Raw genomic sequence first — 15,109 nt, 5'->3', positions numbered from 1 at the left:
CGTAAGCAGCTCAGGGGGTGCCATGTTCTTCTGGCCAGTAAAGACGCATGGGATTGTCCACCAGCAGCTTGCGCTGCAGCTCGGCCGTGGGCGCGATGTGGGGAATGAAATCCACCAGCAGGCCGTCGTCGGGCATATGGTCCTTGAGGTTGGGGTGCGGCCAGTCGGTGCCCCACAGCACGCGGTCGGGGAATTCCTCGACCACGCGGCGCGCGAACGGCAGCACGTCGCGGTAGGCGTTCTGCTCGCCAGCCAGCGCCTTGGGGCCGGTGACCGACAGGCGCTCGGGGCACGAGACCTTGCTCCAGACATTGGGGTGCTCGCGCATGAACTTCAGGAACAGCGCGAACTCGGGTCCGTCAATGGGCTGGCTCACGTCGGGCCGGCCCATGTGGTCGACGACCACCGTGGTCGGCAGGCTGGTGAAGAAGTCCCACAGCTCGGGCAGGTCCACGGCCTCGAAGTAGATCACCACATGCCAGCCCAGCTTCTGGATGCGGCCGGCGATCTCCAGCAACTCATCCTTGGGCGTGAAGTCTACCAGGCGCTTGACGAAATTGAAGCGCACGCCGCGCACGCCGGCGTCATGCAGCGCCTGCAGCTCATCGTCGCTGATGCTGCGCTTGACAGTGGCCACACCGCGCGCCTTGCCGCCCGCGGCCTGGCAGGCATCGACCATGGCGCTGTTGTCGGCGCCGTGGCAGGTGGCCTGCACGATCACATTGCGCGCAAAGCCCAGATGTTCGCGCAGCGCGAACAGCTGCGCCTTGCTCGCGTCGCAGGGCGTGTACTTGCGCTCGGGCGCAAACGGGAATTCATTGCCCGGGCCGAACACATGGCAATGGGCATCGACCGCGCCCGCCGGCAGCTGGAATTTCGGCTTGGCCGGGCCGCTATACCAGTCGAGCCAGCCGGGGGTCTTTTCAAAATTTGACATGTTATTCCGCTTTGTTTTTTATCCACGACTTTCGCAATGTCAGCGGCTTATGAAACCGGCGTGTCCCAGGTGGGAGACACCGAGCAAGGGCCGCCCCGCAGCGATGGTGTCGTCCCCCTCCACCGAAGGATGAGAGGGGGAAGCCGCGTAAGCGGCTCAGGGGGTGTTAGTCAAGGTATCGGAGGCCGGCTTTTTCCAGCGGCTCGCGCATCTTGTACATGTCCAGCCCAAGCACGCCCGAAGCCAGCTTGGCGCGTTTCTCGCCTTCGAAGCTTTCGCGCTTTTGCGCGGCGTCGAGGGTGGCAGCCGCCCGGGCAGCGGGCACGCAGACCACGCCATCGTCGTCGGCAACGATCACGTCACCGGGCGTGACCCACATGCCCGCGCAGACCACGGGAATGTTGACCGAGCCCAGCGTGGCCTTGATGGTGCCGCGCGACGAAATGGCGCGGCTCCAGACCGGGAAGTTCATATCCTGGAGCGTCTTCACGTCGCGCACGCCGGCGTCGATGATCAGCGCGCGCGCGCCGCGTGCCTGGAAGCTGGTCGCCAGCAGGTCGCCGAAATAGCCGTCCGTGCATTCGGAGGTGACGGCCGCGACCACCACGTCGCCGGGCTGGATCTGCTCGGCCGCCACATGCATCATCCAGTTGTCGCCGGGCTGCAGCAGCACCGTGACGGCCGTGCCCGAGACCTGCTGGCCCGCGTAGATGGGGCGCATATAGGGCTTGAGCAGGCCCACGCGGCCCATGGCCTCGTGCACCGTGGCCGAGCCCAAGGCGGCGAGCGCGTCGGCCGCGGCCTTGTCCGCGCGTTGGATATTGCGATAAACCACACCGAGTTCGTACATTGAATTCTCCTGTTGTCCGTGGCCTGCTTACAGGCCTTTCTTCTTGAGCGCTGCGTCGAGGCGCGTGAACACGCGGCGCGCATTGCCTTCGTAGACCTGGAAGCGCTCTTCCTCGTTCAGATTGACCGTGTCTTCGATATAGCGCTTGGTGTCGTCGTAGTAATGGCCCGTGGTGGGGTCTATGCCGCGCACCGCACCAATCATCTCGCTGGCAAACAAGATGTTCTTGACCGGGATCACCTTGGTCAGCAAATCAATGCCCGGCTGGTGGTAGACGCAGGTGTCGAAGAAGATGTTGTTGAGCAGATGGTCGTCCAGCAGCGGTTTTTTCAGCTCCTGCGCCAGGCCGCGGAAACGCCCCCAGTGGTAGGGCACGGCGCCGCCGCCATGCGGAATCAGGAACTTGAGCGTGGGGAAGTCCTTGAACAGGTCGCTGGTCAGGCATTGCATGAAGGCCGTGGTGTCGGCGTTCAGGTAGTGCGCGCCCGTGGTGTGAAAGCAGCTGTTGCAGCTGGTGCTCACATGGACCATGGCCGGGATGTCGTACTCGACCATCTTCTCGTAGATCGGGTACCAGCTGCGGTCGGACAGCGGCGGCGACGTCCAGTGGCCGCCCGATGGATCGGGGTTGAGGTTGATGCCGACGTTGCCGTATTGCTCGACGCACTTGACGAGTTCGGGAATGCAGGTCGCGGGATCCACGCCCGGCGACTGCGGCAGCATGGCCGCGGGAATGAAGTGCTCGGGAAACAGTTCGCTGACGCGAAAGCACAGCTCGTTGCAGATCGCGGCCCAGGTGGCCGAAGTCTCGAAGTCGCCGATGTGGTGGGCCATGAAGCTGGCGCGCGGGCTGAAGATGGTCAGGTCCGAGCCGCGCTGCTTCATCAGCTTGAGCTGGTTGTTCTCGATGGTGTCGCGGATTTCGTCGTCGCTGATCTTCAGCGCGCTGGCCGATGGGGCCTGGCTGGGGTCCTTGAGGCCGGCGATCTGCAGATCGCGCCAGGCGCCCAGTGCTGCGGGGGCCGTGGTGTAGTGGCCGTGTACGTCGATGATCATCGCGATGTTCTCCTGATATTCACAAAAATGGGGGGTCCAGGGGCGCGCGGGCCCATGGAGAGGTGATGCGCTCAGGCGGCGCCGTTCCAGACGGCGCGCGGCACCATGACTTCTCCGCGCATCAAAAGCCGCGCCGTGCGCAGCAATGCGGCCTTGGTCACCACGGAAGGCTCCGCCGGATCGCTGTCGAGCGTGACGCTGAATTCGCCCGTGGGGTGCTCTACCGACACCGTGACGCTGCCCGCGCCCGCGGGCAACCGGGCCACGCCTTCGCAGACCGTGCCGGGCATCTTCACGGCCGTGCCCACGGTCACGGCGGCAAGCACGCCAATGGCGTCGTGGCAGGCATGGGGAATGAAGCTGCGCGTGGTCAGCGCTCCGCCCTGCGCGGGCGGCGCGATCAGCGTCATCTTCGGGTAGTTCTTCTGCGACACATCGCCCAGGCCCATGCGCTGCGAAATCTGCAGGCGCAGCGCCTCGATGCGGCGCTTGAGGTCGGTGTCCGCGTTCAGATCGGCCACGCTTTCCTGGCCGGTGCGACCGACATCCTGCGCGCGCAGGATCACCAGCGGCATGCCGTTGTCTATGCAGGTCACATCGAGCGTGAAATCGTCGAAGCCTTCGCCCGTGACGGTGATGCTGTCCTTTGGGCTGCCCGTGGGCAGCAGGCCAGAGCAGACCGAGCCCGCGGTGTCGAGAAAGCTGATGTCGACCGGCGCCGACTGGCCGGGCGCGCCGTCGATGCGCGCCTGGCCTTCATAGGAGACCTGGCCGCCCGGCGTCTGCACGGTGATGTCTGCCGCCATGTCGGTGTTGAGCGTGAGCACGCGGAAGGTGCTGGTCTCGCCGCGCGCGCTGACCATGCCGGTCTCCAGCGCGAACGGCACGACGGCGGCCAGCATGTTGCCGCAGTTGGGCGTGGTGTCCACGGTGTCTTTTTCGGGCTGGAGCTGGGCGAACAGGAATTCGAGGTCAATGCCTTCGCGCTGGCTCAGCGACACCATGCCGACCTTGCTGGTCAGTGGATGCGCACCGCCGATGCCGTCGATCTGGCGCTTGTCGGGCGAGCCCAGCGCGGCCAGCAGCACCTTGTCGCGCGTGGGCAGATCCTGCGGCAGGTCGGCGGCGCGAAAGAAAGGCCCTTTCGAGGTGCCGCCACGCATCAAAAGGCAGGGAATGGCCGTTTGCATTGCTGTTGTCTCTCCTGTGTATTGCGTCTGATTCTGAACAATTGCAGCCGCCGCCACTAGGCGTATCGCCCGCTAGCAGGTATAGCTATTCGGCATAACCCGCAGAGGGTCTCGTGCCGGGAACGGCATAGCCGCGCTCCATGACCACGGCCTGGGCGCAATCCACCAGCCGGCGTATGCGCGCCAGCCGCGGCGAAGACCGCAGCCACAGCGTACCGAAGCGGCGCGACTCGGTCTGGCCGGGCAGCGCCAGCCGCACGACGTTGTGGCCGTCGGGCCAGTCAAGCGCGGTGTCGGGCACCACGGCCACGCCCAGGCCCCGGTCGACCATCATGGAAATCGCCACCAGCGAGCTGAGCTCGAAGCGTTCGCGCGGCACGCTGATCTGGTTGGCGCGCAGGTAGCGTTCTATCATCTGCCCGCCGCCCAGGCTGCGGTCATAGCGTATCAGCGGCTGGGTGCGCAGCAGCTCGAACGGCGTGAGGCCCGCCAGATGGCGCGGCGCGAGCAGGATCAGCGACTCCTCGCGCAGCAGCGACCAGTCGAAGGCCTTGGACAGCGCGAACGGCGGGTAAAGGCATACGGCCGCGTCCAGCGTGCCCTGCTGCACGGCCTGGTAGACCTGCTGGGTCGTGCCCGATTGCAGGAAGACCTTGACGCCGGGCAGCTCGGCGACGAAGCGCGCGAGGATGTCGGGCAGCAGGCTGTGCAGCGCGGTGTTGATCGTTCCCAGCGTCAGCTCGCCGACTTCGGACTCCTGGTTCACATGGGTGCGCGCATGGGCCAGGTCGCGCAGCAGTTGCGGCGCCGTCGCCGCGAGCCGGTGGCCCGCAGGCGTGGGCGCCACGGTGCGCCCGGCGCGCGCCAGCAGCTCGGTGCCGAATTCGCGCTCGAGCGTGCGCATCTGCTGGGCGACGGCGGCCGCCGTCAGGTGCATGCGGCGTGCCGCCTCGGCCAGGGAACCGGTCTCGATGACCAGCAAAAAGCTGCGCAGGTATTGGGTTTCCATCACCACATTATTTCTTTGTTTTGAAGAAAGATTGCATGTGTTTCTTTTGTTTTTTACGCGTTCCACAATGGCCGCATGAGAAGCAAACTGTTTGTCCCCGCATCCCGTCCCGAGTTGTTCGCCAAAGCGCTGGTCGGCGCGGCCGACGGCCTTTCCTTCGACCTCGAGGACGCCGTCGCCGAATCCCGCAAGGACGAGGCGCGCGCACTGCTGCAAGGCTTTCTGCGCAGCCCCGAGGCGCTGAGCGGCCACCGCAAGACGCTGATCGTGCGCATCAATGCCATGGACACGCCGCACTTCGAGCGCGACGTGGCCGACATCGTGTGCCCCGCCGTGCACTGGATCAACCTGCCCAAGCCCGAAACCGCCGACGATGTGCGCGCCGCCGCGCAAGCGGTGGAACGCGCGGCGCGCGCCGCGGGCATGGCCCAGGCGCCGCGCCTGCTGCTGAATATCGAGACGCCGCGCGCGCTGCGCCTGGCGCATGAGATCGCCGCGGCCCACCCGCTGGCCATAGGCCTGCAGGTCGGCCTGGGCGATCTGTTCGAACCCTATGGCCTGCACCGCCGCGAGCCCACGGCCGTTGCCCAGGTGCTGATGGGCGTGCGCCTGGCCGCGGCCGAAGCCGGCATTGCGGCCTATGACGGCGCGTTCGCCAACATCCAGGACGCCGACGGCTTTCGCGCCGAAGCCGAGCTTGCCGCCCGCCTGGGCTTCACGGGCAAGACCTGCATACACCCCAGCCAGGTCGCGGTCGCCAACGAAGTGTTCCAGCCCGGCGCCGCCGAGCTCGCGAGCGCGCTCAAGGTGGTCAGTGCCGCCGCCCGGGCCGATGCCGACGGCGTAGGCGCCTATGTGGTCGACGGAAAGATGATCGATCGCCCGTTCGTGCTGCGCGCCCAGGCCATCGTCGCCCAGGCCCGGGCGCTGGGCCTCGCCGCGCGCAACGACTGATTGCACAGGGGGGCAACCAGCCCGCCGAGACGAATTACAACAAGGAGACAACATGCAGACTTCGAACCGCAAACCCGCGCTGCGCCGCAGCGTGCTCTGCACGGCCGCCGCCCTGGCCCTGGCCGGCTTCGCGCCCCTGGCGCAGGCACAGCAATACCCTGCAAAACCGATCACCATGGTCGTGCCCTACCCGCCCGGTGGCTCCAACGATTCGTTTGCGCGCCAGATCGCCAAGGAACTCGGCGACCTGCTCAAGCAGGCGGTGATCGTCGAGAACCGGCCCGGCGCGAGCGGCAACACCGGCACCGGCCAGGTCGCCAAGGCCCAGCCCGACGGCTATACGCTGGTCGCGGTCTCGTCGAGCATGACGACCAATTCGGCCGTGCAGACCAGGATGCCGTTCGACCCCGTCAAGAGCTTTGCGCCCGTGGCGATGTTCGCCCGCGGCCCGTTCGTGGTCGCCGTGAACAATGACTTCGCGGCGCGCACGCCGGCCGAACTGATCAGCGCCGTCAAGGCCAACCCCGGCAAGTTCAACTATGCGTCGTCGGGCACGGGCAGCGTCAACCATTTCGCCACCGAACTGCTGCGCGCCATGGCGCCGGGCTTCGACATCACCCATGTGCCCTACAAGGGCCAGGGGCCGGCCGTGACCGACGTGATCGGCAACCAGGTGCAGCTGATGATCTCGAGCGGCCCATCCATCCTGCCCATGGTGCGCAACGGCAAGCTGCGTGCCATCGGCATCACCAGCCTGCAGCCCAGCCCCATCGCGCCCGAGCTCACGCCCATGGCCACGGCCGTACCCGGCTATGAATTCGATCTGTGGTGGGGCCTGCTTGCCCCTGCAGGCACGCCCGCGCCCATCGTCAACCAGCTCAACCAGGCCGTGAACCAGATCCTCGCGGGCCCGCAGATCAAGGCCAACTTCCTGCGCGAAGGCGCATTGACCACGGCGCTGACGCCGCCGCAGTTCGCCGATGTGATCCAAAAGGATGTCGAGCGCTGGAAGACACTCGCCAAAGACCGCAATATCGTGGCCGACTGAAACGTCGCCACCTTTCCCCGGGCAGTGCCGCGGCATGCGGCTGCGCAGGGCCCCGGGATTCCAGTGAGAGAAGAGACCCCATGCAGCAAGACCTGTCAGAACAGCGGCCCGGCCCGCGCGGCCCCTTGAGCGGCATTCGCGTGCTGGACCTGAGTGCCTATATCGCCGGGCCTTATGGCTGTTCACTGCTCGCCGACCAGGGCGCCGAAGTCATCAAGATCGAGCCGCCCACGGGCGACAACCTGCGCAGGTACCCGTCGACGCTAGAGGCCGAAAGCCGTGCGTTCGTCGGCGTCAACCGCAGCAAATGGGGCATGGTGCTGGACTTGAAGCAATCCGAGGAACTCGCGACGCTGCTGCGCCTGGTGCGCGACGCCGACGTGCTGGTGCACAACTTCCGCCCCGGCGTGCCCGAACGCCTGGGCATCGCTTTCGAGCAGCTCACACAGATCAACCCGCGCCTGGTCTACTGCAGCGTCACGGGCTACGGCGCCAGCGGCCCGCTGCGCGCCAAGGCCGGCTACGACCAGGTGCTGCAGACCATGACCGGCATGTGCGCCATGCAGGCCAAGGAAGGCGGCCCGCCCGAGATCCTCTATGGCTCGGTGGTCGACTACTACGCGTCGGCGCTGGTCGCCGCGGGCGTGTCCTCGGCGCTGTATGAGCGCGCGCAAAGCGGCATGGGCCAGCATGTGGGCGTCTCGCTGCTGCGCGCGGCGCTGACCATGCAGTCGGCGCGGCTGGTCTGGGCCGAAGGCGAGCCCCGGGACGTGGGGCGCGACATGCGCTCGGGCGGCATCACAGGCATCCACCCCACGCGCGAAGGCCATCTCTACATCTCGGCCAACACGCCGCATTTCTGGAAAGCCCTGTGCGAAAGAACAGGCCTGCCCGAACTCGCCGACAACCCGCGCTACGCGAGCGTGCGCCTGCGTGCCCAGCACCATGCTGAGCTCGTGCCGCTGCTGCGCCAGGCGCTCGCGGCGCGCAGCGCGCTCGAATGGGAAGCGCTGTTCGGCGAAGCCGTGCCCTGCGCCGCGGCACGCACGGTGCAGGACATGTTCGACCATCCGCAGGTCGCGGCCGAATCGATGATTGCCGACATCGCCCACCCCACCCTGGGCAGCTACCGCGGCTTCACGCGCGCCATTGCCTTCGACCGCACGCCCGGCCCGCAGCCGTTTGCCGCGCCCACGCTGGGCCAGCACACGCAGATGCTGCTCGACACCCTGGGCAGCGCGCCGGGCCGCTAAAGCCCTCAATCCTCCTGCAGCGCGGCAAACTGCTCGGCAAGAAAATCAAGTAAAGCCCTGACCGAAGGCAGCAGCCCGCGCCGCGAAGCGAACACCACATGGATGATCTCGCGCTGCGGCGCCCAGCCGGGCAGCACTTCGACGAGTTCGCCGCGCGCGCAATGCCCGCCGACCATCATCCGCGGCAGTTGCACGATGCCCACGCCCGCGATGGCCGCGGTGCGCAGCGCGACCATGCCTTGGGTGATGAAGCGCGGCTGGTGATGGATGTTGGCCTGCGCGCCATCGGGCCCGATCAGCGCCCAGACATGGTCATTCTGCGGCTGGCCCAGGCCCATGCTGGGCAGGCCGGCGAGGTCCGCGGGGTGGCGCGGAACACCGGTTTTCGCGAGCAGCAGCGGGCTTGCCACGAGGCACTGGTCGCGCTCGCCGAGCACGCGCATCACCAGATCGCTGTCATCGAGCGGCGGCGGGCGCACGCGGATCGCAAGGTCGATGCCTTCGCCGAGCACGTCGACACGGCGATTGGTTTCCTCCAGCTGAATCTGCACGCGTGGGTACTGCGCCATGAACGCCGACAGCATTGCGGCGACGCGCGCGTCGAGCAGCGCTACCGGGCAGGTCATGCGCACCGCGCCACAGGGCTCGGCCTGGGTCAGCGCAATCGCTTCCTCGGCCGCGTCGGCCTCGACCAGCATCGCCTTGCAGTGCTGGTAATAGGTCTGGCCGATTTCGGTCACCGCGAAGCTACGCGTCGAGCGCTGTATCAGGCGCACGCCCAGGCGCTCCTCGAGCAGCGCGATGCGCCGGCTGAGCTTGGACTTGGGCACGCCCAGCGCGCGGCCCGCGGGCGCGAAGCCGCCATGCTCGACCACTTGCACGTAGTAATAAAGGTCGTTGAGATCTCTCATCGCATTCATTGTTCCTCAAATGGAACGATGAACGCAATTTTTGCGGACTACCGCCAGTTTCGTTCTGGATTTATTCTTCAGGCATGCATTCGAGGCACCGCCTCGTGCCACAGGAGAAAAGCCATGAAGAAAATCCTCGGAACCTACAGCGCGCCCCGCCCGCACTGGGTGGGCAACGGCTTTCCCGTGCGCTCGCTGTTCAGCTACAACAGCCACGGCGCCCATCTGAGCCCGTTCCTGCTGCTCGACTACGCGGGCCCGGCGCAGTTCACGCCGACCGCGCAGCCGCGCGGCGTGGGCCAGCACCCGCACCGCGGCTTCGAGACCGTGACCATCGTCTACCAGGGCGAAGTGGAACACCGCGACTCCACGGGCGCCGGCGGCCTGATCGGCCCGGGCGACGTGCAGTGGATGACCGCGGCCAGCGGCATCCTGCATGAAGAGTTCCATTCGCAGGCATTCACCGAACGCGGCGGCACGCTGGAAATGGTGCAGCTGTGGGTCAACCTGCCCGCCAGGGACAAGCTTGCCGCGCCACGCTACCAGACGCTGGTCGACGCGCAGATTCCGTCGGTGCCGCTGCCCCATGGCGCGGGCCAGGTGCGCGTGATCGCCGGAGCGTTTGACGGCCACCGCGGCCCGGCGCAGACTTTCACGCCGGTCGACGTCTGGGACGTGCGGCTCCAGCAAGGCCGCGTGGCGCGCTTCGATACGCCCGACGGCCATACGCTGGCGCTGGTGGTGCTGCATGGCACGGTGCTGGTCAACGGCCAGGAAGTCGTGCGCGAAGGCCAGCTGGTGCAGTTCGAGCGCAGCGGCAGCGGCGTGGAAATCGAAGCCAACAGCGATGCGACGCTGCTGCTGCTCGGCGGTGAACCCATAGCCGAGCCCATCGTGGGCCATGGGCCGTTCGTGATGAACACCCAGGCCGAGATTGCCGAAGCGATCGCCGACTTCAACAGCGGCCGCTTCGGGCAAATGCACGCCTGATATCGCCAGTGCGACAGGCTCTACCGCCGATCGCACTGGGTTTTCCCGCCCTCACGGGCATTGATCGTGAGTTTCAAGGAGAAATACCATGTCCAAGCCTTATGTCCGCCTCGACAAGAACGACGTCGCCGTGCTGCTCGTCGACCACCAGACCGGCCTGCTGTCCCTGGTGCGCGACATCGACCCCGACAAGTTCAAGAACAACGTGCTCGCGCTCGCCGACCTCGCGAGCTACTTCAAGTTACCGACCATCCTGACCACGAGCTTCGAGGAAGGCCCGAACGGCCCGCTGGTGCCCGAACTCAAGGCCCAGTTTCCCGATGCGCCCTATATCGCCCGGCCCGGGCAGATCAACGCCTGGGACAACGAGGACTTCGTCAAGGCGATCAAGGCCACGGGCAAGAAGCAGTTGCTGATCGCCGGCGTCGTCACCGAAGTCTGCGTGGCCTTCCCCGCGCTGTCGGCGATTGCCGAAGGCTTCGAGGTCTTTGTCGTCACCGACGCGTCAGGCACGTTCAATGAACTCACGCGCCAGTCGGCCTGGGACCGCATGTCGTCCGCGGGCGCGCAGCTCATGACCTGGTTCGGCGTGGCCTGCGAGCTGCACCGCGACTGGCGCAATGATGTCGAAGGCCTGGGCACGCTGTTCGCCAACCACATTCCCGATTACCGCAATCTGATGACCAGCTACGCCCAGCTGACCCAGGGCAAGTAGACGCCAGCGGCGGGCGCGGGCATTGCACTGCTCGCGCTTATCTTTGCGCCAGCGCCTTCTGGACTTCGCGCTGGAATTCGTCGCTGGCGCGCAGGCGCAGGTACTCCTGGTGGGCTGCGCCATATTCCGACGACTGGAGGCTGTAGGAGCTGTGCAGCGGCTCGGACCGGTCGAGTCCGGCGCGGCGCCACAGCGCAAGGTCGGCAACGACCTCTGCACGGGACGTCGCCGCGTCGCGCTTTTCCACGGATTTTTCCTGGGCATGCACCGGAAGAATGAAGGCAAGCGACAGCGCAAGTGAGGTCGCCAGCGACGGGAGCGCGCGTTGGGCGATGGCGCGAGAGGCTGCGTTCGATGGGGTGGCCATTTTCATTTCCTTTTCAATTTGATTTAACGTCTTCGACAACCGGAACGCCTTGCCTGGCCGCAGAATGCGCAGGAGCTCGTGACGTTCCCCAGGCTTTGCTGGACTGGCTGTGGTCTGGATGTTAGTATCGAAACAATAGTTAGTCAATACTGAAAAGATATGGACTCAAAAAAATCTGCCGAAGGCCCCTGCCCCATTGCCCGCAGCCTCAACCTGCTGGGCGACGCCTGGACCATGCTGATCCTGCGCGATGCGAACGCGGGCATGACCCGCTTCGAGCAATTCAAGAAAAGTCTTGGCATCGCGCCCACCATGCTGACCAAGCGGCTCGCCGCGCTGACGGAAGAAAAGCTGCTGGAAAAGCGCCAGTACTCCGAGCGCCCGCCGCGCGATGAATACGTTCTGACCCAGGCCGGCCGCGATTTCCTGCCGGTGCTGCTGCTGATTGGCGCCTGGGGGCGAAAGCACCGCGGTTACGGGTCCATGGTTCGGCTGCTGGACGCGCAAACCGGCACCGAAGTACAGCCCGTTGCAATCGATGCGGTCACGGGCGCAGTACTGGGCACGCGCGCCATCAAGGCCGTCTACCCGGAATGAGCGTGCGGCGCTGCCCAGCGCCGCACTGAACGCCAGGCAAAAAAATGGCGGCGAGCCACAGAGGACTCGCCGCCATTTTTGCGATCTGCGGATCGCTGCGCGTGGCAGGTCAGTCAGCCAGCACCACGCCCAGCTTGGCCAGCTTGGAAGCGAGCACATCGCGTCGACGCGCAGCCTTGGCCGCGGTGTCACTTGCCGATTTGGCGACCGCCGGACCCTTGGAGGCTGCAGCCTGCACTTTTTGCGCCTTCGTGGCGGCATCGGCCGCGACCTTGCGGTAGTTGGCAATCAGTTCGGCGTGTGCAATGGGTTGGTTCACAGATGTTTCCAAATTCAAGAGAACCCGCATTGTGGCCGCAAAACGCCGGCCGTGTTTTTTCAAAGGCACGACCGTGTGCCTGCGCCCGCTGCACCCGACTCAATAGGACTTGGGCAGGCCCAGCACTTTCTCGGCAATAAAGCACAGGATCAGTTGCGGGCTCACAGGAGCCAGGCGCGGAATCCAGGACTCGCGCAGGTAGCGCTCGACGTGGTATTCCTTGGCATAGCCCATGCCGCCGTGGGTGAAGATGGCGTTTTCACAAGCGTGGTAACAGGCTTCCGCGGCCAGGTACTTGGCGCTGTTGGCTTCGGCCGCGCAGGGCAGATGCTGGTCATACAGCCAGGCGGCCTTGTGCACCATCAGGTCGGCGGCTTCGAGCTCCATCCAGGATTTGGCCAGCGGGTGCTGTATGCCCTGGTTCTGGCCGATAGGACGGCCGAACACTTCGCGCTCGTTCGCATAACCCGCGGCCCGCTTCAAGGCCGCGCGCCCCAGGCCCACGGCCTCGCTGGCGATCAGGATGCGCTCCGGGTTCAGGCCGTGCAGGATGTAGCTGAAGCCCTTGCCTTCCTCGCCGACACGGTCCTCCACGGGAATGCGCAGGCCGTCGATGAACACCTGGTTGGAGTCCACGCATTTGCGGCCCAGCTTTTCGATTTCACGCACTTCCACCTTGCTGCGGTCCATGTCGGTATAGAACAGGCTCAGGCCTTGCGTGCCCTGGCACTCCTCTATCGGCGTGGTGCGCGCCAGCAGCAGGATCTTGTTGGCCACCTGGGCCGTGCTGATCCAGACCTTCTGGCCGTGCACGACATAGTGGTCGCCGTCGCGCACTGCACGCGTCTTGAGCTTCAAGGTATTGAGCCCGGTATTGGGTTCGGTCACGCCGAAGCAGGCGCGGTCCGTGCCCGCGATCAGCGGCGGCAACCAGCGCTGCTTTTGTTCATCGGTGCCAAACACCACGACCGGGTGCAGGCCGAAGATGTTCATGTGGACCGCCGAGGCACCGGACAGACCGGCACCGGTGGCGGAAATCGTCTGCGTCATCAGCGCCGCTTCACTGATGCCCAGGCCGGCACCGCCGTAGGCTTCGGGCATGGCAATGCCCAGCCAGCCGGACGCAGCCAGCGCCTGGTGAAAATCATCGGGAAAGCCGCCTTCCTGGTCCTTGCGCAGCCAGTAGTCGGCATCGAATGGGGCACAGACGCGCTCGATGGCGTCGCGGATCTGTTCCTGTTCAGGGGTGTGGGCGAAGTTCATTGGGCGCCTCCGTTCGAAGTGGCATTGCCGGGGCGAACCACCTTGTCGGGCGATTCGCCGTAGGGCGGGCTGTAGATCACCAGCAGCTTCACCGGGGTGTCGCTGGTGACGGTGAAGACATGCATCTGGTCGGCAGGAAAAAAGCAGGTGTCGCCGGGCGCCATCTCGAACGACTGGCCGGCCACTTCGACATGGGCCGAGCCTTCGAGCAGATAGCAGGCCTGCTCGATGCCGGGGTGGGCATGGGGCAAGGCGCCGCCGCCCTTGTGCAGCGTGCCCAGCAGCACTTCCATCTGCTGGGCGCCTACGGTCTCGGGACCGATCAGCCGTTGGTTCCAGGTGTGGTGGTGGTTGGCGGGCTGATAGGCCGGCACATCGGCGCTGCGCACCAGGTAGCTTGGAGGCATGTGGATCTTTCTTTCAGGGGTCGGTTCGGCAAGCGCCCTGCGCGAGCAAGGCGGCTATGCGCTGCGGCGTGTAGCCGGCTTCTTCGAGGAGTTCGCGGGTGTGTTCACCCAGGCGTGGCGCGGGGGAAAAACTGCGCGCGGGCGGCGTGGCCGACCACTTCGTCGGGTGCGCCAGCGCGTGCATGGGCCCTTCTGTGGGATGCACCGTGTCGCTCACAAACCCCGTGGCACGCAGCTGCGGATTGGCCAGCAGGTCTTGCGGGCTGTTCATCGGCATGTTGGGCACGTCGGCGGCGTCCAGCAGCACGCGCCATTGCGCGGTGGTGCGGGTGCGCATCAGGCGAGCGACTTCGGCATACACCGCATCGATGTGGGCGGCGCGCGCGCTGTGCGTTGCAAAGCGGGGATCGCGCGCCAGCCCTTCGGCTTCGCCTATGGCGGCAAAGAAACTCTTCCAGTGCTTGTCGTTGTAGATCAGCACGCACAACATGCCATCGCTGGTGACATAAGGCTTGCGGTGCGGCGTCAGCAGCCGTGCGTAGCCGGGTTTTCCAATCGGCGGCTCGAAGCTCAGGCCGGCCATGTGATCGCCCAGGATGAACTGCGCCATGGCCTCGAACATCGGCACCACCACGGCCTGGCCCACGCCGGACTGGCTGCGCGCATAAAGCGCCGCCGTGACGGCGTAAACCGTGTGCAGGCCCGTCACGCGATCGGCCAGCGTGGTCGGCACATAGGCGGGCTCGGGCGCTCCGTATTGCCCCATCAGCCACGGAACACCGGTCGCGCCCTGGATCAGGTCGTCGTAGGCGGGCCGGGCGGCATCGGGCCCGTCCTGGTCGAAGCCGCAGCAGCTCACATGGATGATGCGCGGGCTGCGCTGGCGCACGGCTTCGTAGTCCATTCCCAGACGCGCCAGCGCCTGGGGGCGCACGTTGCTGATGAACACATCGCAGCCTTCGGCCAGCTTCAGCGCGGCCTCTCGGCCCTCCGGATGCTTGAGGTCCAGCACGATGCTTCGCTTGCCCGCATTGGCATGCAGGAAGATGGGCCCCATGCCCGCATGGTGCATGGGCCCCACATGGCGCATGTTGTCGCCTTCGGGCGTCTCGACCTTGATGACCTCGGCGCCCAGCTGCGCCAGGATCTGGGTCGCGAAAGGCCCCATGACGACCGATGTCAGGTCGAGCACCTTGACGCCTGCGAGCGGACCGGCTGTGGGGGCTGAGTGCGATGCGGCCAT

General features: G+C 66.0%; 17 protein-coding genes. 6 read left to right on the top strand and 11 right to left on the bottom strand.

Translation table 11 applies throughout. The annotated features are described in order from the left end of the window. Positions 1 to 10 precede the first annotated feature (10 nt). From GVL12_RS13545 to GVL12_RS13525, 5 genes are all read right to left on the bottom strand, one after another. Positions 11 to 937, bottom strand: a complete 927-nt coding sequence (locus GVL12_RS13545; protein WP_159914804.1) for an amidohydrolase family protein — start codon at positions 935 to 937, stop codon at positions 11 to 13. 166 nt (positions 938 to 1,103) lie between these two features. Then, positions 1,104 to 1,787, bottom strand: a complete 684-nt coding sequence (ligK, locus tag GVL12_RS13540; protein WP_159914802.1) for a 4-carboxy-4-hydroxy-2-oxoadipate aldolase/oxaloacetate decarboxylase — start codon at positions 1,785 to 1,787, stop codon at positions 1,104 to 1,106. A gap of 27 nt (positions 1,788 to 1,814) precedes the next feature. Then, positions 1,815 to 2,843 carry an amidohydrolase family protein gene (locus GVL12_RS13535; protein ID WP_159914800.1) on the bottom strand — a complete coding sequence of 343 codons (1,029 nt, stop codon included), beginning with the start codon at positions 2,841 to 2,843 and terminating at the stop codon, positions 1,815 to 1,817. A gap of 71 nt (positions 2,844 to 2,914) precedes the next feature. Next, positions 2,915 to 4,033 (bottom strand): 4-oxalomesaconate tautomerase, encoded by a 1,119-nt coding sequence (locus tag GVL12_RS13530; protein WP_159914798.1) that lies wholly within the window; start codon positions 4,031 to 4,033, stop codon positions 2,915 to 2,917. 85 nt (positions 4,034 to 4,118) lie between these two features. Beyond that, a complete protein-coding gene (locus GVL12_RS13525) occupies positions 4,119 to 5,042 on the bottom strand; it encodes a LysR family transcriptional regulator (protein ID WP_159914796.1) in 924 nt (307 codons plus the stop codon). A 75-nt stretch (positions 5,043 to 5,117) separates the two neighbouring features. Between GVL12_RS13525 and GVL12_RS13520 the strand changes: the two genes are divergently transcribed. The 3 genes from GVL12_RS13520 to GVL12_RS13510 all read left to right on the top strand — a co-directional run bounded on the left by GVL12_RS13520 (position 5,118) and on the right by GVL12_RS13510 (position 8,297). Then, complete coding sequence (locus GVL12_RS13520; protein ID WP_159914794.1) at positions 5,118 to 5,996, top strand: CoA ester lyase; 879 nt, start codon at positions 5,118 to 5,120, stop codon at positions 5,994 to 5,996. Positions 5,997 to 6,048: 52 nt separating this feature from the next. Beyond that, positions 6,049 to 7,044: a tripartite tricarboxylate transporter substrate binding protein gene (locus GVL12_RS13515; RefSeq protein ID WP_159914792.1), complete on the top strand. Its 996-nt coding sequence runs from the start codon at positions 6,049 to 6,051 to the stop codon at positions 7,042 to 7,044. An 80-nt stretch (positions 7,045 to 7,124) separates the two neighbouring features. Continuing rightward, positions 7,125 to 8,297, top strand: a complete 1,173-nt coding sequence (locus GVL12_RS13510; RefSeq protein WP_159914790.1) for a CoA transferase — start codon at positions 7,125 to 7,127, stop codon at positions 8,295 to 8,297. 5 nt (positions 8,298 to 8,302) lie between these two features. Here GVL12_RS13510 and GVL12_RS13505 read toward each other — a convergent pair whose 3' ends face one another. Beyond that, on the bottom strand, positions 8,303 to 9,208 hold the full coding sequence (locus GVL12_RS13505) for a LysR family transcriptional regulator (protein ID WP_159914970.1): 906 nt from the start codon (positions 9,206 to 9,208) through the stop codon (positions 8,303 to 8,305). A 123-nt stretch (positions 9,209 to 9,331) separates the two neighbouring features. Here GVL12_RS13505 and GVL12_RS13500 point away from each other — a divergent pair, with 123 nt between their 5' ends. Further along, entirely contained in the window at positions 9,332 to 10,198 is an 867-nt protein-coding gene (locus GVL12_RS13500; RefSeq protein ID WP_159914788.1) for a pirin family protein, read from the top strand. Between the two features lie 88 nt (positions 10,199 to 10,286). Then, positions 10,287 to 10,913, top strand: coding sequence for an isochorismate family cysteine hydrolase YcaC (gene ycaC, locus GVL12_RS13495; protein ID WP_159914786.1), 627 nt, complete (start codon positions 10,287 to 10,289; stop codon positions 10,911 to 10,913). A 37-nt stretch (positions 10,914 to 10,950) separates the two neighbouring features. Here ycaC and GVL12_RS13490 read toward each other — a convergent pair whose 3' ends face one another. Beyond that, positions 10,951 to 11,280: a hypothetical protein gene (locus GVL12_RS13490; protein WP_159914784.1), complete on the bottom strand. Its 330-nt coding sequence runs from the start codon at positions 11,278 to 11,280 to the stop codon at positions 10,951 to 10,953. A 159-nt stretch (positions 11,281 to 11,439) separates the two neighbouring features. On the opposite strand from GVL12_RS13490, the gene GVL12_RS13485 reads away from it, so the two are divergent. After that, a complete protein-coding gene (locus GVL12_RS13485; RefSeq protein WP_159914782.1) occupies positions 11,440 to 11,877 on the top strand; it encodes a helix-turn-helix domain-containing protein in 438 nt (145 codons plus the stop codon). Between the two features lie 109 nt (positions 11,878 to 11,986). Here GVL12_RS13485 and GVL12_RS13480 read toward each other — a convergent pair whose 3' ends face one another. From GVL12_RS13480 to GVL12_RS13465, 4 genes are all read right to left on the bottom strand, one after another. Beyond that, a complete protein-coding gene (locus GVL12_RS13480) occupies positions 11,987 to 12,196 on the bottom strand; it encodes a hypothetical protein (protein ID WP_159914780.1) in 210 nt (69 codons plus the stop codon). Positions 12,197 to 12,295: 99 nt separating this feature from the next. Continuing rightward, positions 12,296 to 13,459: an acyl-CoA dehydrogenase family protein gene (locus GVL12_RS13475; protein WP_159914778.1), complete on the bottom strand. Its 1,164-nt coding sequence runs from the start codon at positions 13,457 to 13,459 to the stop codon at positions 12,296 to 12,298. Further along, entirely contained in the window at positions 13,456 to 13,866 is a 411-nt protein-coding gene (locus tag GVL12_RS13470; RefSeq protein WP_159914776.1) for a cupin domain-containing protein, read from the bottom strand. Before GVL12_RS13470 ends, GVL12_RS13475 begins: the two co-directional genes overlap by 4 nt. Before the next feature lie 13 nt (positions 13,867 to 13,879). After that, a complete protein-coding gene (locus GVL12_RS13465; RefSeq protein ID WP_200843739.1) occupies positions 13,880 to 15,109 on the bottom strand; it encodes a CaiB/BaiF CoA-transferase family protein in 1,230 nt (409 codons plus the stop codon).

It is taken from the genome of Pantoea sp. 18069 (genome assembly GCF_902706035.1).
In the GTDB taxonomy this organism is placed as follows: Bacteria; Pseudomonadota; Gammaproteobacteria; order Burkholderiales; family Burkholderiaceae_C; genus Comamonas.
This window is presented reverse-complemented; position numbering and strand designations above follow the sequence as displayed.

What these genes read in the sequence shown, in the direction of transcription:
- GVL12_RS13530 (WP_159914798.1), bottom strand. Translation starts at nt 4,033, where the DNA reads ATGCAAACGGCCATTCCCTGCCTTTTGATGCGTGGCGGCACCTCGAAA.
- GVL12_RS13515 (WP_159914792.1), top strand. Translation starts at nt 6,049, where the DNA reads ATGCAGACTTCGAACCGCAAACCCGCGCTGCGCCGCAGCGTGCTCTGC.
- GVL12_RS13500 (WP_159914788.1), top strand. Translation starts at nt 9,332, where the DNA reads ATGAAGAAAATCCTCGGAACCTACAGCGCGCCCCGCCCGCACTGGGTG.
- ligK (WP_159914802.1), bottom strand. Translation starts at nt 1,787, where the DNA reads ATGTACGAACTCGGTGTGGTTTATCGCAATATCCAACGCGCGGACAAG.
- GVL12_RS13545 (WP_159914804.1), bottom strand. Translation starts at nt 937, where the DNA reads ATGTCAAATTTTGAAAAGACCCCCGGCTGGCTCGACTGGTATAGCGGC.
- GVL12_RS13510 (WP_159914790.1), top strand. Translation starts at nt 7,125, where the DNA reads ATGCAGCAAGACCTGTCAGAACAGCGGCCCGGCCCGCGCGGCCCCTTG.
- GVL12_RS13525 (WP_159914796.1), bottom strand. Translation starts at nt 5,042, where the DNA reads ATGGAAACCCAATACCTGCGCAGCTTTTTGCTGGTCATCGAGACCGGT.
- GVL12_RS13465 (WP_200843739.1), bottom strand. Translation starts at nt 15,109, where the DNA reads ATGGCCGCATCGCACTCAGCCCCCACAGCCGGTCCGCTCGCAGGCGTC.
- GVL12_RS13485 (WP_159914782.1), top strand. Translation starts at nt 11,440, where the DNA reads ATGGACTCAAAAAAATCTGCCGAAGGCCCCTGCCCCATTGCCCGCAGC.
- GVL12_RS13520 (WP_159914794.1), top strand. Translation starts at nt 5,118, where the DNA reads ATGAGAAGCAAACTGTTTGTCCCCGCATCCCGTCCCGAGTTGTTCGCC.
- GVL12_RS13505 (WP_159914970.1), bottom strand. Translation starts at nt 9,208, where the DNA reads ATGAGAGATCTCAACGACCTTTATTACTACGTGCAAGTGGTCGAGCAT.
- GVL12_RS13490 (WP_159914784.1), bottom strand. Translation starts at nt 11,280, where the DNA reads ATGGCCACCCCATCGAACGCAGCCTCTCGCGCCATCGCCCAACGCGCG.
- GVL12_RS13470 (WP_159914776.1), bottom strand. Translation starts at nt 13,866, where the DNA reads ATGCCTCCAAGCTACCTGGTGCGCAGCGCCGATGTGCCGGCCTATCAG.
- GVL12_RS13475 (WP_159914778.1), bottom strand. Translation starts at nt 13,459, where the DNA reads ATGAACTTCGCCCACACCCCTGAACAGGAACAGATCCGCGACGCCATC.
- GVL12_RS13535 (WP_159914800.1), bottom strand. Translation starts at nt 2,843, where the DNA reads ATGATCATCGACGTACACGGCCACTACACCACGGCCCCCGCAGCACTG.
- ycaC (WP_159914786.1), top strand. Translation starts at nt 10,287, where the DNA reads ATGTCCAAGCCTTATGTCCGCCTCGACAAGAACGACGTCGCCGTGCTG.